Here is a 23380-nt window from a genome sequence, read left to right on the forward strand (position 1 = left end):
AGGACTAAATTTTGAACAGAAAAAAAGCTGATGCAATACCATCAGCTTTAGCGCATACTATATTTTTTTAAATCGATATTTCTTGCTTCAGCCCATTCTTTGGGGTGGCCGGAGAGAATGACTTGTTTTTGCTGTAGCTCTTGTAAGCTTTTAGCACCCACAAGGGAGAAGAGTAACCGGAGTTCCTCTTGCCAGCTGGTTAAAAGCTCAATTGTTTTGTCGACGCCATCTTTGAGCAACGAATTTAAAATCGTTGCGGAAATACCGACTGCTTGAGCACCTAAGGCAAGTGCCTTGAAAATGTCGTAGGCGTTGCGGACGCCGCCGGAGGCCAGCAGTGTGGCATCTGGTGGGAAAACCACTTCGTTAGCTTCTAATAAGGAGATAACGGTCGATTGGCCCCAATTATTTAAATAGGCCAGCTCTCTTTTAGGGCGGCGGGCATTTTCGATTTGCGTGAAGCTAGTACCACCTTGCCCGGCAACATCGATGTTTTTAACGCCTAATTCGAGTAGCTGAGCAATTGTTTCCCGGGACATGCCGAAGCCGACTTCTTTAACGATAACAGGCACGTCTAAGTTATGCACAATTTCCTGTAAACTAGCCGACCATTGTTCAAAATGGCGGTCGCCTTCAGGCATCACTAATTCCTGAGGTAAATTTAAATGAATTTGCAGGCCGTCCGCCTTTAAGCCAGCGACGGCTTTTTTGGCTTTTTCTAAATCGGCATCGGCCCCGACATTAGCCAAAACGATTCCCTCCGGATTGCTTTCTCTTAAGGAAGTAAATGTCGGCCACAACGTTTCATCTTTAATGGCAGCGCTGACGGAGCCGCTGGCAATCATCAGACCGGTTTCTTTGGCAATCAAGCCCAGGTCGTGATTGATTTTACCAGTTTTTTCACTGCCGCCGGTCATGGCATTAATGTAAAAAGGGCACGTCAAAGCAAAAGGGCCGACCGTGGTTGCCAAATTGACTTGGTCCACGTCGGCTCCTTGTAAGGAATGATGAAGGAAGCGGACCGCATCAAAATCGTTGGTATGTTCTTTATGAAAAGCTTTTGCTAATGATACGTGTTCGTCTTTACGATTCATCGGTTAATCCTTTCGTTTTTCTGAAAAATAAACGTGTAGTGGCAAAGGAGTGATATCGGCATTTTCCCAAGTGCTCATTAAAGGTAAAATCCCAGATTTTTGACTGGTAATCACAATGCCACAATCACCACCGCCAGCGCCTGAAGATTTGGCAGCTCCTTCGTTTTCTTCGGCTAAATCACAGAGTTGTTTCAAAGCAGGTGTTTCAATCACCACGCCAGTAATCGAAGTTAATTCCTGCAAAAGATGACGATTTTTGCGAATCATCTGTTGGATTTGTTTAATATTATTTTGACGGAAGCCCTCAATCATTTTTTCTACGCAGGCTTTGCTGTCAGCTAAAAATTGCGTATAGCGTTGCTGCTGCTGTTCTCTAGAATGATGGACCTGATCTACTAAATCAGAGGTTGAAGCCGGGCTGCCGGTCCAACCGATTAACAGGCGCAAATCTTTTGGCGCTTGCAGAGGCTGAATTGATAATTGCGGCCAGTCCATCGCGACTAATTCCGCAACAGAATGCTGAGCGTACACTTCTGCCAGCCAATCGTGGTCAAAGGTTGAGAAGGCTAACCAGCCACCGTAGCAGCTAGCGGCAATATCGCCGCAGGAACCATTGCTGGCTACTTCGTGGTGGGCTAGGGCTGCCAGTTTAAAAATGGTCAGCCGATCCAAGTTTAGCTGATAAAATTCATTTAAAGCCTTGACCGTCGCCACAGTCACCGCACCGCTAGAACCTAAGCCATATTTGCGTCCATTGGAGCTGTCCAGTTCGCTGGTGACTTTTAAATCAAAAAAGCGCAGAGTAGTCTCGTGCTCTAAAGCATATTTTTCAGTTAGGCGAATCGCCGCCAAAATATAATGAAAGGGATTGTCCCGGATATCTAAGACAAGCTCGCCTTTTTTGCGGGTCCAACGCACCGGCAAATCACTGTATTGTCCGGATTGAATGCTACCGTTGCGTTTGGCTTCATTCATTGAGACTGTGACAAATTGGTCGACAGCAACAATAATTGCTGGATGACCTGCTTCGACAACCGCATACTCACCGGCAATATATAATTTTCCTGGGGCAGATACTTCAATCATCTTCTCATTTCCTTTGTAAAAAATTTTGGCAGTTGTCGCAGTTTAACATCTGAGGGACAACTCATCTTAGCTAGTTTATACTTAATAGTTTAATCTTTTATAAAATTTCTAAACCGGGACCAGCTGCAGCACTGATAATTTGTTCCGGAGAAAAAGTTTGTTTCAATTCTTCTATCAGGGCGGGAACTTGGTTTTTTTTGGTTAAAATTTTAACATTGGGTCCAGCGTCCATCGTAAAGTAGCAGTCAAAGCCCGTTGCCCGCAACTCCCGCACGCGATTCATCGCCACTAGACTGTTTGGAGACCAATAAGTAAATGGCGGCTGCGCACCTAAAGTTGTTGCGTGCATCTTTAATCCATTAGCTTCTGTGGTTTCCCCAAGCAATTTGAAATCTTTTTGAGCAATCGCCTTTTTGGCAGTTTCAATATCTTCATTGACGGCCTTCAACCAGCCGTCGTAAAAAACCGAAGTCTCTACTGTTCGTTGCATGCCATCACGACTGGAGACATCTTTTTGTTGGTCATTGATTAAAATAAAAATCATCGCCAATTCTTTTTCCCAACCAGCAGCTTCAAGCGGCACAGCAAAAGACGTTTCATCGGAATCGCCCTTTTGCCATTCTGCAAAGCCACCGAAGATGCTGCGACAGGCCGAACCACTACCTTTTCGGGCAAAGCGGGACAATTCAGTCGGCGTCATCTGTAAATCTAGAGCTTCATTGCAAGCTCCAGCTAAAGCCGCTAATCCGCTGGCTGAAGAGGCGAGACCGGCTGCTGTCGGAACAAAATTTTGGCTCTCGACTTTGGCAAAGTCAGTTGTCTTGCCGAGCTTGCGGGCACGATTTAGAAATTGAATAATTTTTTTGTTTTCAGCGGCGCTTTGGACAGCGCCGTTTAAATAGAAACTATCGGCAGTAAACTCTTTTGAAAAAGTGACCTGCGTTTCACTGTAAAAGGCATCAAGGGTTAACGAAAGTGAGCTGTTCATTGGAATAATCAATTCTTGATCAGCTTTGCCCCAATATTTTATCAAAGCAATATTGGTATGGGTGCGGGCTTTTCCCTGTCTCATTTTTGATACACTCCTAATCCTTGAATCCATGTTTGTTTGGCACCGGCTTTTTCTTGGGCTGCGGCGATTTGTTTGGCAGTCGCTAAATCCTCTGCTAAGGCAATCAGACAGCCACCTCGGCCGCCACCGGTTAATTTCGCACCAAGAGCGTTGTTGGCAATCGCCGTGTCCGTCAATAAATCAAGGGCATCGTTACTGACACCTAAGGCTTTTAAATTGCGATGAGCTTTTGTCATCATGCTGCCTAGCAAGGCGGGTTGATTTGAAATAATTGCTTGTTTCGCATCTTTGGCCAATTGCCCTAAAATGTGAATAAGCTCTGGTACTGCGGGATTTTCTTGATATTGTTTAGCAACATCGGCCACGGCTCCGCGGGTTTTTCCTTTAATACCCGTGTCTGCGACGACTAAATAGGCATCGACATTCATTGGAAAGGAACTTAATTCCTGCCCTTTAATAAAGTAAAGAGGATTTGGTCCGCTGGTTGCGGCCGCATCAATACCGCTGGGATTTCCATGGGCAATTTTTTCTGATAAATTGACAAAGTCCAATAATTCTTGATCAGACAAATCAGTTTTTTGATAGTCAAAATAGCCCCGGGTAATCGCCACGGCAGTTGCTGCGCTGGAGCCCATGCCTCGTTCAGCCGGAATGGTACTGGTAATTTCTAAATGAATGCCCGCTTGCTGCTGGAATTTTTCCTGCAAAGCTGTGATTAATGCTTGAATATTTTTCAAAGGGGCGGGCACATCGGCCAACTTGCCGGAAAAATAAATAGAGTCGAGAGAGTTTTCTGGTCCGTCCGTGATTCGTGTCTGAATGTGGGTCGCGAGAAACGGCATCGCAATCGCCGGTTCGCCGTAAACGACAGAATGTTCTCCCATTAAAATAATTTTTCCTGTTGCTTTGCCAAGACCTACTGCTTCCATTGCAAGAAAGACTCCTTATTTAGCTTCCATTTTAGGGAAGTTTTTGGTAATGTTTCAATTTTGTAAGAAACCATGCTTTCCTATTTTATGCTAGGTCTTTGGATTCTGACAAGTAAAAGTTACAAACATTAAGGGAATCCCAAAAATTTTTAATAAAAAATAAGCCTTTCTTGAAAGTATTTGCGATTGACGATTTTTTTCGAAGAGCGTATAGTAAGTTGGTTGTGTGGAAACTTTTTAAGAAGAGAGCTGGAGGTTAATGAGCGTGATAGTATTAGCAGGAACGATTGGGGCAGGAAAATCTAGTTTGACAGCGATGTTGGCCAAACGGTTAAACAGTCAAGCCTTCTATGAATCCATTGATGATAATGAGGTGTTGCCATTATTTTATGCCAACCCTGAACAATATGCTTTTTTACTACAAATTTACTTTTTGAATCGCCGTTTTGAAAGTATCAAGCAGGCGATGAAGGATGATGATAATGTTTTGGATCGTTCAATCTATGAAGATTCACTACTGTTTCATTTAAATGCCGATTTAGGTCGCGCAACAGAAATTGAAGTCAAAGTCTATGATGAATTATTGGCCAATATGATGGAAGAGCTGCCCTTTGCTGCAGAAAAGAAACATCCAGATTTATTAGTCCACATCAAAGTCTCCTTTAAGACGATGCTGGAACGAATTCAAAAACGGGGCCGAGAATACGAACAGTTGGAGTTTGACCCTAGCTTATACGATTATTATGAAGAATTAAATCGCCGCTATGATTCATGGTATGACAACTACAATGAAAGTCCCAAAATTCAAATTGATGGCGACCGCCACAATTTTGTGGAGGACCCTCAAGCGCAGGAATATGTGATGCGCTTAGTGGAGGAAAAGTTGGCGGAGATTCGCGGGAATGTTGTGATTTAAGATAACTGAAACTGGACTAAATTTTTTATATAAGAGAAAAGAAAACAAGATGGCCTGAAGAAAAAGGCTATCTTGTTTTTTTGTTACTCATTATAAATATAGTTTTTTATATAGTTAACTTCCTCGGAAGGGATTACAACAGAGTAGAAAGTTTCTATAGGTAAAAAAGCTTCTTTAAAATTTTGATAGAAGGTCTGATCGAAATCAGCTTGCTGCTCTGTTAACTCTATTTCTTCGTCAATTGTACGAATTAATCTTTCAATCATGCAACATGTATGAATGTACAATCCAAAGCTAGTGTTGATTGGGAGAGTAAATTTTAAAATATTTTGGATATCATCAATTGCTTTTGTAACCAGTGAGAGGAGTTTCACAGGATTTAATATGGTTAATTCATTAATTAAATTAGTCAATGCAAATTCATTTAAGAGATTTTTACTTAATAGACGCAGTTCCCTATCAGTAAAAATATCAGATAATACATAGCTTAAAAAAGATAAAGAATTATTTGCAATTAAATCTCCAATTGAAATAAACGGAATATGGGAAATATTTGGATCAAGCGTACCGATAATAAATTTTACCTCATTTTTTTCTAGAAATGGCTGTGAAAGACCGACTGTTGCCAATTCATTATAACTGATAGTATGGACAGATAGCTTAGAATGCTCAGGAAATGCCTTTTCTAAGATTTGTTTTATTTTTTTGTCTGTTTCTGGGCCAGCGGCTGAAGAGCAAAGAATAGTATTATTCTTTGTGCTTTTTTGGACAATTTGCGTCTTGAAAGCTGATGCTGCTTCGTGAGCATTACTTTCAATTAATGTGATATGACTCTTTTGCAACAAATCATTGCCGATTGTGAGGCCGACAGGTGGATTTATTGTGTCGATAAATAGAATATTTGAATGAATTTCAGTGAGATTATCCTTCAGACTTGCTAAACTCCCCATATCGGACATGATAACTATCGTTTCTGCAGTTTTTTTCGTGCCAAGCCATTTCTCTAAATAGAGCAAGGCCTCTTTTGAATTTGCGTCTAAAGGAAGGTTGATACTATCAAAAAGATAACTATTCAATAATTGATTGATAGTCTTTGCTATTTCAGTTGCCACAGACTTTCCATGAGCCATAATCAAGCCGATAAAATCATTTTGTGTACTGCTTATTGAAAAATTCTCGATATAGCTTAACAAACAGAGTTTAGCTATTTCTAAGTTTAATGTATTTGGAAAATTTAAATGGTCTGCTAGAACAGTTGATAATTGGAGCTGCTTGTTTAGTTGGACATCCAATTTTATTATTACATCTTGAAAAAATGATTGCTTCACATCAATGTCATCTGAGACCTCATAATAAAGCCGATTCAAAAGATGAAGCAATTTCTGGAAATCTTCATTGGTTTCAGAGAAAGAATAGAAACTGCTATCGTCCATCTCAAATTGTTGTTTGAAAATTTTTTTTGATTGCTGAATCCAATCAGCTGGCTTTGAAGCCATAGGTACAGGAGAGTTTTCTAAATAAATTTTAAAGAGTTCCCAGTTTTTCTTAAAGAATAGATTTAATTGTTGTGGATCGGAAGTCTCGTCTATTTCTACACAATTCAGCTCAAGTTCCTTCACCAAAATAGTCCAAGGAGAAAAAATTTGTGCAACGGCGACTAAATCTGTGGCCCCTCGATAAGTTAGTGGACGGAAAGAGTCTTGTGGTATTGACTCTTGATGGGTAATTAATAAATCACTTAAATCGATATTAATTTGTTTTTCGGAGGATGCAAAACTCTCCTTAGCAATTGCTAGACGCAGGATGTTTTTGAACTCGCCAATATTTCCCGCAAATGTCGCTTTTAGTAGATACTCAATAAGCTGGTTACTAATTTTAATTTCTTTGTTTACTTTGTGCTCTTCTTTTTGAATTAGATTTGAGATTAAAGAAAGTTTTTCTTGATGTGTTCGTTCAGCTAAGCTAGGTACTGTTAAAATCACTGGAATTCTTCTCAAAAATGTGGTTAAAAAATTATCGCTAGGGTATTCCGTAGTCGCAAAGAGGAACCTAACTTCAGCTCTATGCCATTTTTCATTGTCTCCCAATCGATGATATTTTTTTGTATCCATAAATTGGAATAATTTTTCCTGACAAGAAGGAGTCAGACAATGAATCTCGTCCAAAAAAAGATAGCCTTGATTCGCTTCTTCGATAATTCCTGCAGTGTCTTTATACGCACCAGTATAAGCTCCTTTGACAAAACCAAATAAATTGGCTAAAAACAACTCTGGATTATTTGCGTATTCACTACAATTGATATGGATAAACGGTGCCGAGGCCTTTATTTGTTCTTCGTATTTGGAGTATTGATAAATTTTTTCCGCCAAAAATGTTTTTCCTGTGCCAGATTCTCCCACCAACATAATTGGCAGACCTTGTTTGGAGTAGGCTGCAGCAGCTTTACATTGGAAAATAATGTTTGCCAAACTATCTGTATGCCCAATCACCTCTGAAAAAGGATCTTGATTATGAGTTTGGAGATCCCGTTTTAATTCTTCTAAGGTATCAAATTCTGATTTAAGTAATATGTTGTGAAATGATAATTCTATTTTTTTCTTAGGAAAAAAAAGGACGGGTCGAGAATTGATTTTAATAGCGAGACCATCTTTGACTAGTTGGTTCAAATAACTAGAAGCGCGATTTCTGCTAATAGATAGTTCTTGAGCTAAGATATTAGCGTCTAAGTTGTCGACGAACGACTTATCGAAGTATTTTTCTAAAATATTTAGTATTTGATCTTCCATCGGCTGTATCCCCTTTCAAAATTTATGCTAACACATCTATAATGAAGCGTAAATAGTGTCCAAAAAAAAAATTAGTGTCCATCGAGATGAGATTACACTGTAATAAAAGGCGTTTGGAAGTTGGCATGCTTCTTGCTTATATATAATCAAACAAGGAAATTGGAGGAAATATTTATGACAGTTGTAGGAGCAAGAGTTGATAATCGATTGCTACATGGAATTGTGGCCACTCAGTGGGCACCGCAATCGGGTGCTAGCCGAGTAATGGTAATCAATGATGATGTAGCTAACGATCCAATTTTAAAAGAAAGTATGAAATTAGCTAGACCGAGTGGTATGGCAATCTCAATCATTACTGAGGAAACAGCGTTAGCAAATTTTAAAGCTGGCAAATATGATAATCAAAAAGTATTTGTAATTGCTAAAACACCTGAGGTATTTTTGAATATCCTGGAAGTCCCTATTGCTATTCCTGAATTAATTTTAGGGGGCACTGTTGTTTCTGAAAAAGAAGATAGCATTAAGGCTTCGAAAAGAGCTTACGTCGAGCAAGAACAAATTCCGACATATAAAAAAATATTGGAAAAGGATACGAATATTTTAGTTAAGTTTGTTCCTTCAGATAAAGATATCAAATTGAGTTCACTATTATAAGAAAGGATGAGGACATATGGAATTATCAATAATTCAAATTATCTTAATTACTTTACTAGCGTATGTGAAAGTGATTGAGTGGGGGACTACTCAGATAACTGCTTTTAATACAGTAATCTATGGTTTCTTGACAGGCTTAATTTTAGGTGATGTTAGTACAGGTTTAGCAGTAGGGGCAACCTTACAATTAATGTCTTTAGGTGTTGTGGCCGTTGGGGGAGCATCCATGCCGGATTATCCCGTAGCTGCAATTATCACTACAACAATCGCAGTGACTACTGGTCAAGGAATTGCTGCAGGTCTAGCTTTGGGACTGCCTGTAGGAATGTTAGGTGTTCAGCTGGATATTATTTGGAAATTGTTTAATGGTTTTATTACGAGAAAAGCAATGGAGTATGCAAGAAGGAAAGATTTCGGGAAAATGTTAAGAATTACCCTCGTATCGACATTTTCGATGGGCTTAACGGCAGCTGTTCCAGTTTTTCTATCAATTACACTAGGTGTTAGTGTGGTTAGTCAGCTACTAGAATTCTTACCGGAATGGTTTACAAGTGGCTTACAAGTTGCCGGCGGGATGTTACCGGCCGTTGGTATTGCTATGTTGTTAATGTATATGCCGGTTAAAAAATTATGGAGCTATTTAGCAATCGGTTTTGTCTTATCAGCTTATTTAGGAACACCGGTTTTAGGTGTTGCAATCATCGGGGCAGCTTTAGCATTTGAATTTTACAAAAGAGTTATTAATAATAGTGGAGATAATCAACAAGTGATAGGAGTTGACATGGAAGATGAATAATCCAAATACAAACGGTGTGTTAACAAAAAAAGATTTAAAGAAGGTTGGTAATCGCTGGTTTATCGGAGTTTCAACTTTCAACTATGAAACTCAGATGGCTCCTAGTGTAGTATACGCACTTTTCCCAGCTTTAAGAAAAATCTATGATAATGATGATGACTTATTAGAATCAATTGAAAACCATTATAAATACTTCAATACTCATCCGTGGATTGCTAATATTGTATTAGGTGCTGCACTAGCAGTTGAAGATGAAGGAAAATTGAACAGCTTGGAAGCTGTTCAAGATTTGAAAGTTGGGTTGATGGGACCTTTGGCTGGAATTGGTGATACTATTATCTGGGCAATGCTACCAACTATTCTTGGTTCTATTGCAGCATCTATGGCTCAAGAAGGTAGTCCAATAGGTGTCTTTATATGGGTACTAATTTACGGCTTGTCTTTATTTATTCGTCCTAGCTTGTATGAATTTGGTTATAAACAAGGGGCCAAATTAATCACGCAGATGGGGAGTCAGCTAAGTGCTTTTACCGACGCAATTTCTGTTCTCGGATTAGCTGTAGTTGGAGCGATTATTCCTACTACAATTAAACTCTCTACGGGTTTTGTATTTAAAAATGGAGATGTTGAACTTGAACTACAGTCAATGCTGGACCAAATACTACCAGCTTTACTTCCGGTTCTCTTAGTAGGGCTAATCTATTTCCTAATGTCTAAAAAACATATTAAAATGACGACGATTATTCTGTTGGTAATAGTAGTTGCTTTGTTGGGAGCCTTTTTAGGGGTGTTTACAGTTTAAGAGGAGAGATGTCATCTGATAGAAGTAGCAAATAAAAAAATATCAATTAACCCAACCGGCTACAAAGTTTATATGCCGGGTTATCCTCGAACACAAGCGGCACAAGGAATACACGATGACCCTGAAGCTATTATGTTACTAATAAAATCAAATGGTACTGAAATTCTTTTTGTTAGTGTAGATGTGGTAATTGTCACAAAAGATCGAGCAGACAGGTTAAGGGAGTTAATTTCTCGCAAAAATAAAATTCCAAAAAATCAAATTTTTGTTGAAGCAACACATACACATTCAGGACCAAGTGGTTTTGATACGATGATAAAGATTCCAGATGATAATGAAAATAGTCAATTTTTTAATTGGTCGATCAAGAAAATCCAAGAATCCGTTAATCAATTACGAGAGAATATGCAACAGGTTTCTGCGGAAATATGTGAAACAACCAGTCAAGGCTTCTATAGTAATCGAATAGACGCAAGAAAAAAGTATAATAATAAAATATGGATTCTAAATTTTGTCAATTCTGAAGATGAAACTATAGCAGGTATGCTAAATATAAATGTGCATTCAACTGTAGTTGGTCCAGAAAACACTTGGATTTCCAAGGATTTGATTGGCAGTATCAGAGAAACCTGTTATCAAGAACTCGGTGTGCTTTATTATGCTTTTCCAGGAGCTTGTGGGGATGTCTCGAATCGGCATAACCGGCAAGGGAATGATTTCGCTGAATTAAGTCGAGTGGTAAAAGGAATCACAAACCAAATTATAGATGCAAAAGAATTTAAAAAGATTACGATGGATTATCAGCAGATCGAGGCATTTTCTTATGTCATTGATTATGATAATCAAACTAACTTTCCAGCTTATCATGAGTCCTTAACTAGGATTGAGAGCATTCTAAATGCGCCAGAGACACTTAGCTTTGATGAAATTAAACTGAAAAAATCTGAAAAGAGTGCCCTTGAAAGTAAATTAATGACAAAGCATGTGCATATGGACGTAAAGATGGTGAAGATTGATTTTGGGGAGATTGTCTTGATAACCTTTCCAGGGGAGTTGTCTTCAAAATTAGGCGAGATAGTAGCAGATAGTTATGCTCCTGAAATCGCGCTAATTCTCGGGTATACAAATGATTTTCATATGTATTTTATGGAGAAGGAATTATACGGAAAAACATACGAGACAATCGCTTCGTTGGTTCCTGAAGGTGAACCAGAAAAAATAGTTGAAAGGATGTCCAAAATATGAGGAAATTTTTAATAGCCACCCACCGGAGTATGGCTGAGGGTATTAAGGATACAGTCAATTTTTTTACTGGGTCAACTTATGATATTAGTACTTTATCGGCATATATGGATAACAATGAATTGCGAGCTGATGAAATCAACGATTTCATTCCATTTTCTACAGATGATGAATTAGTTGTTTTTACAGATATTGCTTCAGGCAGCGTGACTCAAAAGTTTTATCCTTATCTAAAACAAGAAAACATTTTTTTGGTAAGTGGGATTAATTTGCCGATAGTCCTGTCAATCGTGTTAGCTACAGATCAAAAGTTAAGTTATCAAAAAATTGACGAATTGATTGGAGAAGCAAAGGAACAGATTGTACAAATTAAGTTAGAAGAAACTGTAAATATCGATGATGAGTAAAGATTGTTTTGTTATGAACAAAAGGAGTGGATCGCTTTGCAAATTAACGAAATTATTACGAAATTAAAAGGGTATTACTCTGGAATTGATTTTAATGGTCAAGTAATAGATGAAGAGACAACTAGAGACAAAGTTCTATTTGGCTCCGAAAAAATAGACATAGAATGCACTGGGATTGTAACATGCTGCTGGGCTTCAGCGGAAGTAATTAAAAAAGCGGGTGAATTGAATGCCAACTTGATTATTTGTCATGAAGCTCTTTTCTGGAATCATGGAGATCGTACTGATTGGCTCAAAGAGAACGAAACATATCTCGAAAAGAAAAAATTATTAGAAGAAAACAAGATTGTGGTATGGCGTAATCATGATTATATTCATTCAGGTTTTCCTCTAAATGGGGTAGGGTATGTGGACGGAATTTTTTACGGTTTAGCCAAGAAACTAGGCTGGGAAAGTTATATTCAAGGGGATAAAAAATTAATCACAAGTTTTTTGTTACCTGAAACGACTGTTGAAGAAGTTGCTAATAACTTTATTCAAAAGCTTAACTTAAATGGTGCAAAGATAATCGGAAATCCTAAGACGAAGGTGAGGAATACCTTCATTTGTGCCCACGTAATGGGTGAACACGATCGTGAACTAATCACATTGGTTGAAAAAGAAAAAATTGAGCTACTAATTGCGCTGGAATTAATAGATTATACTTTAACTGAAAACATCCATGACCGTAGCTTTCTCAATCAAGATAAAGCAATTTTAACTGTTGGCCACTTCAACACTGAAGAAGTTGGTATGGAATATATGCTTGAATATCTCGATGATGCTCTAGATGAAAAAGTCCCAGCTTATTTTATTCAATCGGGAGACATGTACACCTACATCACGCCTTAGGAAAAATAAAGAATCAGAAAGAGCCCCTAGTTCTATTGGCTCTTTCTTTTTTGTATAAAGTGACTCTCTCCTTTATAATTGAAACTGAGGTGAAAAAAGTGGAAAAACGCCGTCAATTCAATCAAGGCAAATGCAATTGGATTCAAATCAGCAGTCACAATTCAGATACGATTACCGATTTAAAGGAAAAATACCAGCTCACCGATGAGATTTTGGCGTATGCGCTGGACCGCCATGAACAAGGGCGGGTAGAATATGATGGCGATGAGGGCACTTTATTGGTGGTCTTCAATGTCCCCTTTAAAAAACAGCCGGACAATCATTATATGACAAAACCAATCACTTTTATTTTAAAAGAAGAAAATATTTTTACCTTCACAATGAAGGAAAACGAGTTTATCGTACCGATGATTGAAGGCATTTTGCATCAACATCCCGATCAAAGCATCTATAGCTTGCTGTTTCACAGTCTCTTGTCGATTAGCGAAAGCTATTTTCCGCTACTGGAGGAAATCACGGCCCAGCGAATTTTATTAAATGATCGACTGCGGACTCATACCACCAATAAAAATTTGATTGCCTTGTCAGATCTTTCTGTAGGTCTGGTTTATTTAGTGACGGCCACAAAACAAAATGCGATGCTCTTGGAATCCATCAAAACGTTGGAGGTCTATCGCAAAATGAAGGCCAATGAAAAAGAAGAACTGGATGATGCGCTAGTCGAAGCCAAACAGGCCGACAGCATGGCGCAAATGGCGGCCGACATCCTGCGTCAGCTTTCCAGCACTTACAATAATTTATTGAATAACAATTTGAACGACACCATGAAATTGTTAACAGTCTGGTCTTTGTTGCTGACTATCCCGACAATTGTCACCGGCTTTTTCGGCATGAACATGGACCTGCCTTTTACTAATTCAGCCTTTAGCTGGGGAATTGTGGTCGTTATCAGTTTAGGCCTATCCTTATGGCTACTGATTATTTTGTGGCGGCGGATAAAATAGCCAAAGTGTCTTTATCAATGAAATTATGAAAACTAGTAATATCTGATTCAATCTAGAGGAGTCTAATTATTATTTTTTTGTCAAAGTACAAAAATCTGATAAATGGGCTTTTTTTTTGATATCAAAAAAAGCGTTTCCAAATTAAGATGAGTTTATAAAATTTGAGGAGCGAATGATATGACTAAAATTACGATTGCCACAACAAAATATGGTGAAAGAATTAATCCGAATCTACACGGTCAATTTGTCGAATTTCTTGGAAGCGGTATCTATGATGGGATTTGGGTTGGTGAAGATTCAACAATTCCAAATTATCAAGGTTTGCGAAAAGATGTAGTAGATGCGTTAAAAGCTATCAAGCCATCAATTTTACGATGGCCTGGAGGGTGTTTTGCAGATACTTATCATTGGCGTGATGGTGTTGGACCGAGAAACCAGCGGCCAACTTATTTTAATGAAAATTTTGGAACTCAACAATTGGAAAATAATCATTTTGGGACTCATGAGTTCATGTTTCTATGTGAATTAGTTGGAGCTAAGCCTTGGTTCAATATCAACATGTTATCTGGAACAGTTCAAGAATCTCGTGAGTGGGTAGAATACGTCAATCGAGACACGGAAACTTCGTTAGTTAAAGAAAGAGCTAAAAATGGTCATTCAGAACCCTTTAATGTTGAATATTGGGGTATCGGCAATGAAAGTTGGGCTGGTGGCGGCAACTATACAGCAGAATCCTATGCCAATGAGTACCGCAAATATGCTAGTGCAATGCCAAGTTTTGGTCATGGATTGCCTTGGACAGAAACTTCTCAAGAATTAAAACTAATAGCGGTAGGACCTGACGGAAATAAACCAAAAGAGCGGGTAGATTGGACTAAGGATTTCTTCAAAGAGCTGACTAAGTATCGAAAACCTAAAATTGATGGCTATGATCTGCATTTTTACAATTGGAATTTGACGGATGAAACGGATACAGTAACGAATTTTAGTTTGGATGCTTGGTATCGCGTAATTAATGGAGCTTTTGAATTGGAGGAAGTCATCTGGGAGCAAGCTCAGCTAATTGAAGATGGTTTAAAAGCTATTCCACAGGAAGATGGAACCTTTGCCACAGATATTAAGGTAGATTTGATCGTTGGTGAATGGGGAAATTGGCATAATATTGACTTAACTGCCCCATCGATTCTATGGCAGCAATGTACAATGCGTGATGCAATTACGACAGCATTGACTTTGGATATTTTTCATCGTAATTGCGATAAAGTTCAAATGGCGTGTGTTGCACAATCTGTAAATGTTTTAAATTCTCTCTTTTTGACCAAAGATTCTGAGACTGTTTTAACCCCTAATTATTATGTTTTCAAGATGTATCAACCTCATCAAGATGGTCAAAAATTAGATTTAGGTATTATAACAAAAAAATTAGGACGGAAAACAGAACCGGGATTACAGCAGATTTATAGTTTTGCTTCTGTAAAAGAGAATCTAGTAACAGTGAATTTGGTCAATATTTCCGCGAATGATGCTGAAGAGGTTGAGCTTATATTTGACCAAAAGCTTCTGTTTAAGACTGGAGAAGTCTTAGCTGCTGAGGAGATGACTGATTTTAATGATTTTGGACAAGCGGAAAAGATTACACCTGAGCCGGCTGAAGATCCTAAAGTTAAAGGCAATATGGTTGCAATTAACGTTCCAAAAGCATCGGTATCAGTTTATCAGTTTGAATTAGTAAAATAGGAGGAACAAAAATGACAAAAAAAACAGCAAGCACAGGACTATTGAAATTGACAATCTTGTCAATCTCTCTGATGATTAGCGCAGCCAGCGCAATTTCGGTCACTTTGCCAATGATAAAAACACAATTTCCTGATGTTTCCGCAGCAACTGTAGAGTCCTTAGTGACGATTCCGTCTTTCACGATGATGATTTTTATCTTATTAAGTAGTTTTATTATCAAACGAATTGGCGAGAAAAAAACAGTAATTTTAGGGCTTAGCCTTGCTTTTATTGGTGGAGTTATCCCAGCATTTGTTGCAAATTTTGAAATAATTTTTATATCACGTTTCATTTTAGGTGCTGGAACGGGGATTTATAATTCCTTGGCAATCAGTTTAATCGGTGATTATTTTGAAGGGGAAACTCAACAAAAGATGTTAGGTTACCAAACTGCATTCTCCACACTAGGTTCAAGCTTTGTCACTTTTTTGGCCGGGATTTTAGTTAACCTGTCTTGGCAATATTCTTATCTAATTTATTTTTTCACTTTACCAATTGTTTTGATGGTCATTTTCTTTTTACCGGAAAAGAAGAAAACTTCATCTGATAATGGCACATCTCAATCTGAGGTGAAGTCCAAACAATCTGTCAATTCTTTAGTCATTTTTTCTTGTATCATGATGTTTCTCTTCTTCATTTTAGTAATGAATATATACACTAAGACTAGCACATTGATTTCAGATGAAAATTATGCCAACCAAGGATTTTTGGGCACGACGATGACAATTGGCAGCTTGGTGGGGGCATTAGGTGGTTTCGTGTACAGTTATGTGCGGAAGTTGTTTAAGAATCTGACACCTGTTATTGCACTAGCTGCAATCGCCTTAGCTTACTTTTTAATCCCTTATGCGGGTAATATGCTGATGCTGACCATTATTATGGCCATTGGTTTTGTAGTAGTTTCAACTTTTATCCCTTATATGTATGATATTCTATTACCAGGAGCACCAGAAAATTCAAGTAATTTAGCAGTATCTCTGGCGATGGTAGCCTGTAATCTAGGATCATTTTTCTCGCCTTATGTCATCCAAGGCCTAGGCTCTTTGACAGGAAATACTAGTGCAGCCTTTTCCTTTATTATTGGCGGATTCGTATTTGCAATAATGGCTTTGATTTTCTTAGTTCGAACTAGTCTGAAGCCAAAAACAGTGGCTGTCTCATCAGAGAAATAAAAAATAGAGGGGGATTTAATTGGAAATTGATAGTTTGCTGGAGCATCTTGCTCATATTATTAAAGTCCCAATTAGGACATATGATCCGCAATTTAAATTGATGCAGGTTTTTGGAGATTTTAATGCAGCACCAGATTCTCTAGCAGATGACAATGAAATTTTGCAAAGTTTTGTTGCTGAAAATCAAGTTGAAATCCCCTTAAAAATTTTTGAAAGACAAGGCGATTTTATCGCTGTCATTTTTGATTCCAAATTGCAACAATACTTTCTTACAGGTGCTGTTCAGACGCAGTCTGAAAATCAGCAGAAGCGGATTGTTTCAATTGATATTGAAACAATTTGTGAAACAACAGCTTTGATTTATGAGTATATTAGTGACATTAAGCTGTCTGTATATGAGATTTTGGCTCTCACTGAAAATAAAGAGGAGCTGCAACAGGTTTTTGCTGAATATTTAAGTGGTATCTCCTTCTCTTACCAAGAAGAAGGGGCCTTGCATAACCCTTACGACCAGGAAGTCCGCGAGCAATCCAGTATTCGTGAAGGAAATCGTGAAAAGCTACTATTAAGTTTTGAAGAAAGCTATTCTGGTCGCTTGGCAACACTTTCGAAGAATCCTCTCCGTTCAATTAAGAATTTAGGTATTGTTGTTTTGGCGATTTCAACACGTGCTGCGATTGAAGGGGGTCTGCATCCAGAGCAAGCTTTCTTGTTAAGTGACAGTTTTATCTTAAAGGTGGACGAAGCTCACACACAAACGGAGATTTTAACTATCGTTCGCAACGCAGAGCTATTCTTTACCGAGAGGGTTGCCGAAGTAAAAAAAGCTAGAACAGAAAATCCGATGATTTTGAGGGTAAAGGATTTGATCTTCAAAAATCTCCATGAGAAAATCACTTTGGATGAATTGGCAGAGCAACTCCACACAACACCAACTTATTTATCGAAAATTTTTAAAAAGGAAATGGGGAGTGGAGTGCATGAATTCATTATCCAGGAGAAATTAAAAATGACCGAAAGTTTGCTGATGTATTCAGATTATACGATTGAAGAAATAGCACATTACTATAGTTTTTCCAGTCAGAGCCATTATGGTAGTTTGTTCAAAAAATATTATCAGCTGACACCGAATAAATTTCGCCAAAAATATGGCATTAAAAGGGGAACTTAAGCGATGAAACTAGATTTTTTAAGTATTGACATCGGCGGTACAAATATCAAATGGGCTGTGATTAATCGCTCAGGCAATATTCGTAAGCAATGGTCCTTGCCAACTCCACAAAATAAGGATGATTTTTTTGCTGCATTATTGTCAGAAATTGAAGACCTTCAAAGTAAGATTCGCGGAATTGCCATCAGTTGTCCGGGGAAAGTTGATTCTACAACTGGTACAGTCTATTTCGGTGGGGCGTTACCATTTCTTGATAAAATTTCTTTAAAAGCAGTAATCAATCAGCAGTATAACCTACCTGTTGCTATTATCAATGACGGAAAGGCAGCTGCATTGGCTGAACTTTGGATGGGAAACTTACAAGAGGTAACCTATGGTGCGGCAATTACTTTAGGAACAGGTTTAGGTGGCGGACTAATCATTGATGGTAAACTCATTCAAGGTGCTCACTTTCAGGCCGGAGAGCTGAGCTTCATGTTAAAACCTGCTGTTGAACAATCTGCAAATATTGAAAATTTGTATGGATTCTCAGGTTCTGCAGTTGGTTTAATTAAAAGAATTTCAGGAATGCTAAACTATCCAGACTTAACCGATGGGAAACGTGTTTTCGCAGAAATAGTAGCAGGGAACCCACTTATTTATCCGATTTTTTCTGCTTATTGCCGAGAAATCGCTTATGTGATTATCAACTTGCAAGCAGCGATTGATTTAGAAAAAGTTGTTATTGGAGGAGGTATTAGTGCTCAGAATATTGTGATTCAAGAAATCACAAAGCAATATCAGGTATTAAGAAAAGCAATTCCGCTGATGAAAAGCTCTCTTACTGAACTCAACATCAGTGCCTGCCAATACCGCAATGAGGCTAATTTGTTAGGTGCGTTGTATCATTTGCTATTAGAGGTAGAAACAACAGAAGACTATTAAAGAAAAAAATCGTCTCAATTCAAAACTGTCCTTTGCCAGTATTTTGAATTGGAGCGATTTTTTATTATTTCTAGATATCAGAGGGGAAGTAGTTTCTATGAAATCTCTAAGTAACTAAGCGCTTTTTTATTCCTCAATCACCAAGCCTAACCCAGCAGCAATGACGATGGCTTGTTCCTGATTTACCTTCAAGCCTTTCAAAAGTTCTTGAGATAACGCAATTTTTTGAAAAGAATTGCTGGAAAAATCAAGACCGCTGAGCTTCGTTCGAAACCAGTTGCTGTCATCAAGGTTGCAGTTGATTAATTTTAAATGTCGCCAAGTGCTTTCGAAAAATTCACTTTGTGGCAGCTGACAATTTTCAAAGGTGACAACTTTTAAATTGGTACTGCTGAAGCTGCTAAAATCACCTAAGCAGTCATCAAAGAGGCAGTCGCGGAAATAACTATCGGCAAAATTGGTGCCGGTCAGCTTGCAGTTTTTAAAAAGGACCCGATGAAAGCTGCCGCCAAACATTTCGGCATTGGAAAAATCACAGTGGTCAAAGATGGTATTGCTGATATCCAGATGATCCAAACGGGTTTTGTGGAAAATCACATGGTCCAAATGACTGCTTCTGACCGCAATATTATCGGCGGTTTGATAGCTGATATCCTGACTGTTAAATTGTAAGTTTTCAAACAGCGCTTCTTCCTCAACATCAAAGAAACCTTCTGTGAGGGCGGGCAACTCAGGCAACGACGGATTATTTTTCTTCATTTATTTTCGCTCCAATAAATTTTACTCGTTTAAAATTTGCGGTACAAGGTTTGTTGGTGAAGTACCCAATAACCGACAAAAATTTCTTTGATTTTACGGGTGATAAAGGTGGCGAAGGGGCGAATTGCTGTAAAACCGACTGCTGCCAGCAGCGCTGCCAAAATTAGCCGCCACAAAGCAAAGGCTTGCAGGTGCATGACATCAGCTAAAACAACTAGCAGTGGTGATGCGATAAATGTAGCGACAACCAACCACAAAGAAAAGATAATCGCCACCAAGCCAACCGCAAAACCAAATAAAACCACATCAAGAAATAGTAAACCAACCAAAGCAAGACCATTTATTCTCATAAAGACACTCCTTATTTTTGTTTTCTATTTTATTAGTATCCCTTAGAAAACTAAAAATGGCAACGGGACTTTAGTCGGAGAAAGATTTTTGATGGCGGTGATTTATTCTCTGCTTAATGCAGGTCAAAAATCAGCAAAGGTCATATTAGCATTCTGACTCCGCCATCGTTTGCTGGAGAAATTGATAGTCAGCATCTGTGATATTTTTATCCAGCAAAAAGAAACCAATCAAAAAGACGGCAATTTTTCTTGAGATAATAATTTTTAAAGGGTCCTTTTTGTCAGCTGGTAAATCAAAATAGAGCCCAAGTAACGGCCGCTGTCCGTGCTCTAAGTCTTTATGTTTGATGCGGATGAACTGCTGGATAAGCAGCCAATGAATAAAAACAGTTTCTCTAAAATGAAAGGCATCTGCAAGTTCGCTTGTAGTCATAGTTTTATCCTCATTTTCTTGATAATAGTCTCATCTACATATACGTTTTTATGCCGCAATTTTTTTGAAAAAGTCTCTTGACATCCCTTCAAAAAGTCTGTATACTGTAAAAGTTGAGAAATAAAAGCAGAAGCCCCGCTTCTCGCCTTAGTTGACAGTGTCACTGGGCTAGATAGAAATTTTCCTGAGGTAACTCAGTTTAATTTGTACGGGCGTGTTCTGAAAAAGGACGCGTTTTTTTGTGTCTTGATTTGTTTCTCTCAATATATTCGGAGGTGAATGACCATAGCAAAGGATATGATGGTTAACGACGGCATTCGTGCTAGAGAATTACGATTGATCGGTGCAGACGGCGAACAGTTAGGCGTTAAAACTAAAGCAGAAGCTTTATCAATTGCTGAAGCAGCCAACTTGGACTTAGTTTTAGTCGCTCCAACCGCAAAACCACCAGTTGCACGAATTATGGATTACGGGAAATTCCGCTTTGAACAACAGAAAAAAGATCGTGAAGCTCGTAAGAAACAAAAAGTGATCAGCGTAAAAGAAGTTCGTTTAAGTCCGACAATTGATGTCAATGACTTCAACACAAAACTTCGTAATGCACGGAAATTCTTAGAAAAAGGCGATAAAGTGAAAGCTTCAATCCGTTTCAAAGGCCGTGCCATTACCCACAAAGAAATTGGTCAAAAAGTTCTTGATCGCTTAGCTGAAGAAACTGCAGACATTGCTACAGTGGAGCAAAAAGCGAAAATGGATGGACGCAGCATGTTTCTAACGCTGGCACCGAAAAACGAAAAGTAAGCATAACCGGTGAAAAATTCACCGATGAAAGATTTTGAGGAGGAAATTAGTCATGCCAAAACAAAAAACCCACCGCGGATTAGCAAAACGTGTTAAACGTACTGGTAATGGCGGTTTGAAAAGATTCCGCGCGTTTACTAGTCACCGTTTCCACGGAAAAACAAAGAAACAACGTCGCCAACTTCGCAAAGCAAGTATGGTATCTCGTGGCGATTACCGTCGTATTCGTCAACAATTAGCAAAAATGAAATAAGAGCCTTACTTGGCTTCAAGAAAACAAAAATTTATCTAGCTTCACCGCTGCTAGCCAGTCGTTGTGAAGGTTTTAAAAATTAGGAGGAATTAACCATGGCACGTGTTAAAGGTGGAACTGTAACTCGTAAACGCCGTAAAAAAATCCTTAAGTTAGCAAAAGGATATTACGGATCAAAACACACTTTATTTAAAACAGCTAAAGAACAAGTAATGAATTCATACAACTACGCATACCGCGATCGTCGTCAAAAGAAACGCGACTTCCGCAAATTGTGGATTGCCCGCATCAACGCAGCAGCTCGTATGAACGGCTTGAGCTATTCTAAATTAATGCACGGTTTGAAATTGGCAGAGATTGATATCAACCGCAAAATGTTAGCAGACTTAGCAGTTAACGATGCATCAGCATTCACTGCACTAGCTGACCAAGCTAAAACAGCTTTAGCAAAATAAGCTCATATACGTTGATTTATCAACACTTTACCCCACTTTAATTAGTGGGGTTTTTTGTTTGACCCAGAGATTGACCCAGATTTTTTCTGATTTTCGTCAAATCGTGTTGATGGAGATAAATTGGATAAAAATAATCGAGCAAGCAGCTAAAATCAAGTTGCTTTTTTAGTATCTATAAAATAATAATCCTTAAATCGGATACAATCTAGCTTGGAAATTGTAGAAGTTTCGATAGCTGTAGGCAGTCGTTTGATGACCTTTATTTTATTGTTTACTCTTCTGTAGTGCCATTAGAATAAAGCAGCAGAAAAGCATTGTTCACGCCTTGTCTAAATTTAGTGAACAGAGGGTCAATTCTTTTCTAATAGACTGTGGTAGCAATGGATTTAGATAAGTGGAAAGTAATCCAAAATCATCATTATCTAGCTGTTGAAAGGCAGATAACTAAGACTGCAAGGTTGAGTATGCAAGCCGCGGAAAGTATCCAAGTGATACGAGGCTTCATTAAACACAAACTACTTTCCAGCTCTAAATCCAAATCATCCGTTGACAGCGCTTTCCTCTAATGGTATATTTATATAGTAATGGAATTGTTACTGATTCGATCAGGCATAACCATAGTATAAAAAAGACAATGATTACTTATTGTTTTTGTTATACTATGGTTTTTTCTTTTGGGAGGTGGAGGCATGCTCGTAAAAAAAAGAATCAATAATAATGTGATTTTGGCAGTGAAAAATGATGGAGAGACGGATGAACAAGTTATTATTGGCAAAGGAATTGGCTTTCAAGTATATCCTGGGGACCCTGTTGATATAGAAAAAATTCAAAAAGTATATTTGCCGACAGAATCTTTAAATCTGGCGACGATTGGGAAGCTCCTTCAAGATGCTTCGATGGAGGACTTTCGTTTGGTGGAAAGAATTGTGACTTATGGGGAAGAAATTCTGCAAAAGAAAATCGGTCAGGGAATTATTTTTAGCTTGATGGATCACCTGCTGTTTGCTCTGAGTCGCTATCAAGATGAAATGACTATTAAAAGCCCATTAGAATGGGAAATTCGCCAATTTTATCCTAAGGAATTTTCTATTGGTCAAGGGGCCCTTGCGATTATCGCTGAAGAGCGGGGTATTTGTCTATCTGAATCGGAAGCAGCGCTGATTGCCCTACATTTTATTAATTATGAATTTGGGCATGATTCTTTAGAAAAGACCATGGATTTTATGGAGGCGATTAAAGATATTACCCGCTTGATTCAATTTCAATGCCAAGTCGATCTTGATGAGCAAAGCTTTGAATACCAACGGTTTTTAAATCATTTACGCTATTTTATTATTCGTTTACAAAATACCACGACAACTCACTCACCGTTAGACAATGAGGATTTACTATTTTCTGTAAAACAAAAGTATCCAAAAGAATTTCAATTAAGCTTGACCATCAGTGAGTTTATTGAAGAAAGGTATCAAAGGACTGCTGAGATTGATGAAAATCTTTATTTAACCTTGCATTTGGCAAGACTATTAAATAATTGATGCTATTATAGGATTCGTTACAGTTCGGCTGGCAAGACCTAAGTGAGCATGACGATCACATTTATTTGTGAT

At 38.3% G+C, this 23380-nt stretch carries 24 protein-coding genes and 1 other annotated feature; of the genes, 16 read left to right on the forward strand and 8 right to left on the reverse strand.

Going from position 1 to position 23380, the window contains the following annotated elements; translation table 11 throughout:
* Nucleotides 1-47: 47 nt before the first annotated feature.
* From fni to mvk, 4 genes are all read right to left on the reverse strand, one after another.
* On the reverse strand, nucleotides 48-1094 hold the full coding sequence (gene fni, locus ORH16_RS15445; protein WP_265459751.1) for a type 2 isopentenyl-diphosphate Delta-isomerase: 1047 nt from the start codon (nucleotides 1092-1094) through the stop codon (nucleotides 48-50).
* A 3-nt stretch (nucleotides 1095-1097) separates the two neighbouring features.
* Nucleotides 1098-2180: a phosphomevalonate kinase gene (locus tag ORH16_RS15450; protein WP_265459752.1), complete on the reverse strand. Its 1083-nt coding sequence runs from the start codon at nucleotides 2178-2180 to the stop codon at nucleotides 1098-1100.
* A 97-nt stretch (nucleotides 2181-2277) separates the two neighbouring features.
* Nucleotides 2278-3252, reverse strand: coding sequence for a diphosphomevalonate decarboxylase (mvaD, locus tag ORH16_RS15455; RefSeq protein WP_265459753.1), 975 nt, complete (start codon nucleotides 3250-3252; stop codon nucleotides 2278-2280).
* Nucleotides 3249-4181: a mevalonate kinase gene (gene mvk, locus ORH16_RS15460; protein WP_265459755.1), complete on the reverse strand. Its 933-nt coding sequence runs from the start codon at nucleotides 4179-4181 to the stop codon at nucleotides 3249-3251. Before mvk ends, mvaD begins: the two co-directional genes overlap by 4 nt.
* Before the next feature lie 259 nt (nucleotides 4182-4440).
* On the opposite strand from mvk, the gene ORH16_RS15465 reads away from it, so the two are divergent.
* Complete coding sequence (locus ORH16_RS15465; RefSeq protein ID WP_265459756.1) at nucleotides 4441-5097, forward strand: deoxynucleoside kinase; 657 nt, start codon at nucleotides 4441-4443, stop codon at nucleotides 5095-5097.
* 83 nt (nucleotides 5098-5180) lie between these two features.
* Here the strand turns inward: ORH16_RS15465 and ORH16_RS15470 are convergent, their stop codons facing one another.
* Nucleotides 5181-7883 (reverse strand): sigma 54-interacting transcriptional regulator, encoded by a 2703-nt coding sequence (locus ORH16_RS15470; RefSeq protein WP_265459757.1) that lies wholly within the window; start codon nucleotides 7881-7883, stop codon nucleotides 5181-5183.
* A 174-nt stretch (nucleotides 7884-8057) separates the two neighbouring features.
* On the opposite strand from ORH16_RS15470, the gene ORH16_RS15475 reads away from it, so the two are divergent.
* The 11 genes from ORH16_RS15475 (at nucleotide 8058) to ORH16_RS15525 (ending at nucleotide 18722) form a co-directional block, all read left to right on the forward strand.
* On the forward strand, nucleotides 8058-8537 hold the full coding sequence (locus tag ORH16_RS15475) for a PTS sugar transporter subunit IIB (protein ID WP_265459758.1): 480 nt from the start codon (nucleotides 8058-8060) through the stop codon (nucleotides 8535-8537).
* Nucleotides 8538-8553: 16 nt separating this feature from the next.
* Nucleotides 8554-9333: a PTS mannose/fructose/sorbose/N-acetylgalactosamine transporter subunit IIC gene (locus ORH16_RS15480; RefSeq protein ID WP_265459759.1), complete on the forward strand. Its 780-nt coding sequence runs from the start codon at nucleotides 8554-8556 to the stop codon at nucleotides 9331-9333.
* Nucleotides 9326-10135, forward strand: coding sequence for a PTS system mannose/fructose/sorbose family transporter subunit IID (locus ORH16_RS15485; RefSeq protein ID WP_265459760.1), 810 nt, complete (start codon nucleotides 9326-9328; stop codon nucleotides 10133-10135). Before ORH16_RS15480 ends, ORH16_RS15485 begins: the two co-directional genes overlap by 8 nt.
* Before the next feature lie 72 nt (nucleotides 10136-10207).
* Nucleotides 10208-11380: a neutral/alkaline non-lysosomal ceramidase N-terminal domain-containing protein gene (locus ORH16_RS15490; RefSeq protein WP_265459761.1), complete on the forward strand. Its 1173-nt coding sequence runs from the start codon at nucleotides 10208-10210 to the stop codon at nucleotides 11378-11380.
* Complete coding sequence (locus ORH16_RS15495; protein WP_265459762.1) at nucleotides 11377-11784, forward strand: PTS sugar transporter subunit IIA; 408 nt, start codon at nucleotides 11377-11379, stop codon at nucleotides 11782-11784. Before ORH16_RS15490 ends, ORH16_RS15495 begins: the two co-directional genes overlap by 4 nt.
* A gap of 36 nt (nucleotides 11785-11820) precedes the next feature.
* Nucleotides 11821-12675: a Nif3-like dinuclear metal center hexameric protein gene (locus tag ORH16_RS15500; RefSeq protein WP_265459763.1), complete on the forward strand. Its 855-nt coding sequence runs from the start codon at nucleotides 11821-11823 to the stop codon at nucleotides 12673-12675.
* A 98-nt stretch (nucleotides 12676-12773) separates the two neighbouring features.
* The gene (locus ORH16_RS15505) at nucleotides 12774-13679 is read left to right on the forward strand and encodes a magnesium transporter CorA family protein (protein WP_265459764.1); all 906 of its coding nucleotides are present in this window, start codon (nucleotides 12774-12776) and stop codon (nucleotides 13677-13679) included.
* A gap of 177 nt (nucleotides 13680-13856) precedes the next feature.
* Nucleotides 13857-15416 (forward strand): alpha-N-arabinofuranosidase, encoded by a 1560-nt coding sequence (locus ORH16_RS15510; RefSeq protein ID WP_265459765.1) that lies wholly within the window; start codon nucleotides 13857-13859, stop codon nucleotides 15414-15416.
* Nucleotides 15417-15427: 11 nt separating this feature from the next.
* Nucleotides 15428-16627 (forward strand): MFS transporter, encoded by a 1200-nt coding sequence (locus ORH16_RS15515; RefSeq protein ID WP_265459766.1) that lies wholly within the window; start codon nucleotides 15428-15430, stop codon nucleotides 16625-16627.
* Between the two features lie 19 nt (nucleotides 16628-16646).
* Complete coding sequence (locus ORH16_RS15520) at nucleotides 16647-17798, forward strand: helix-turn-helix domain-containing protein (RefSeq protein ID WP_265459767.1); 1152 nt, start codon at nucleotides 16647-16649, stop codon at nucleotides 17796-17798.
* Nucleotides 17799-17801: 3 nt separating this feature from the next.
* A complete protein-coding gene (locus tag ORH16_RS15525; RefSeq protein ID WP_265459768.1) occupies nucleotides 17802-18722 on the forward strand; it encodes an ROK family protein in 921 nt (306 codons plus the stop codon).
* Between the two features lie 126 nt (nucleotides 18723-18848).
* Here the strand turns inward: ORH16_RS15525 and ORH16_RS15530 are convergent, their stop codons facing one another.
* From ORH16_RS15530 to ORH16_RS15540, 3 genes are all read right to left on the reverse strand, one after another.
* On the reverse strand, nucleotides 18849-19481 hold the full coding sequence (locus tag ORH16_RS15530; protein WP_265459769.1) for a pentapeptide repeat-containing protein: 633 nt from the start codon (nucleotides 19479-19481) through the stop codon (nucleotides 18849-18851).
* Nucleotides 19482-19510: 29 nt separating this feature from the next.
* Nucleotides 19511-19831, reverse strand: coding sequence for a hypothetical protein (locus ORH16_RS15535; RefSeq protein ID WP_265459770.1), 321 nt, complete (start codon nucleotides 19829-19831; stop codon nucleotides 19511-19513).
* A 145-nt stretch (nucleotides 19832-19976) separates the two neighbouring features.
* Nucleotides 19977-20264 carry a hypothetical protein gene (locus tag ORH16_RS15540; protein WP_265459771.1) on the reverse strand — a complete coding sequence of 96 codons (288 nt, stop codon included), beginning with the start codon at nucleotides 20262-20264 and terminating at the stop codon, nucleotides 19977-19979.
* 118 nt (nucleotides 20265-20382) lie between these two features.
* Nucleotides 20383-20513 (forward strand) — a sequence feature (ribosomal protein L20 leader region).
* A 30-nt stretch (nucleotides 20514-20543) separates the two neighbouring features.
* Here ORH16_RS15540 and infC point away from each other — a divergent pair.
* The 4 genes from infC to ORH16_RS15560 all read left to right on the forward strand — a co-directional run bounded on the left by infC (nucleotide 20544) and on the right by ORH16_RS15560 (nucleotide 23308).
* Entirely contained in the window at nucleotides 20544-21065 is a 522-nt protein-coding gene (infC, locus tag ORH16_RS15545; protein ID WP_265459772.1) for a translation initiation factor IF-3, read from the forward strand.
* 52 nt (nucleotides 21066-21117) lie between these two features.
* Nucleotides 21118-21318 (forward strand): 50S ribosomal protein L35, encoded by a 201-nt coding sequence (gene rpmI / locus ORH16_RS15550; protein ID WP_265459773.1) that lies wholly within the window; start codon nucleotides 21118-21120, stop codon nucleotides 21316-21318.
* Nucleotides 21319-21413: 95 nt separating this feature from the next.
* Entirely contained in the window at nucleotides 21414-21773 is a 360-nt protein-coding gene (rplT, locus tag ORH16_RS15555; protein WP_265459774.1) for a 50S ribosomal protein L20, read from the forward strand.
* 689 nt (nucleotides 21774-22462) lie between these two features.
* The gene (locus tag ORH16_RS15560) at nucleotides 22463-23308 is read left to right on the forward strand and encodes a PRD domain-containing protein (RefSeq protein WP_265459775.1); all 846 of its coding nucleotides are present in this window, start codon (nucleotides 22463-22465) and stop codon (nucleotides 23306-23308) included.
* The last annotated feature ends 72 nt before the right edge of the window (nucleotides 23309-23380 follow it).

Source organism: Enterococcus sp. HY326 (genome assembly GCF_026157065.1).
Lineage (GTDB): Bacteria > Bacillota > Bacilli > Lactobacillales > Enterococcaceae > HY326.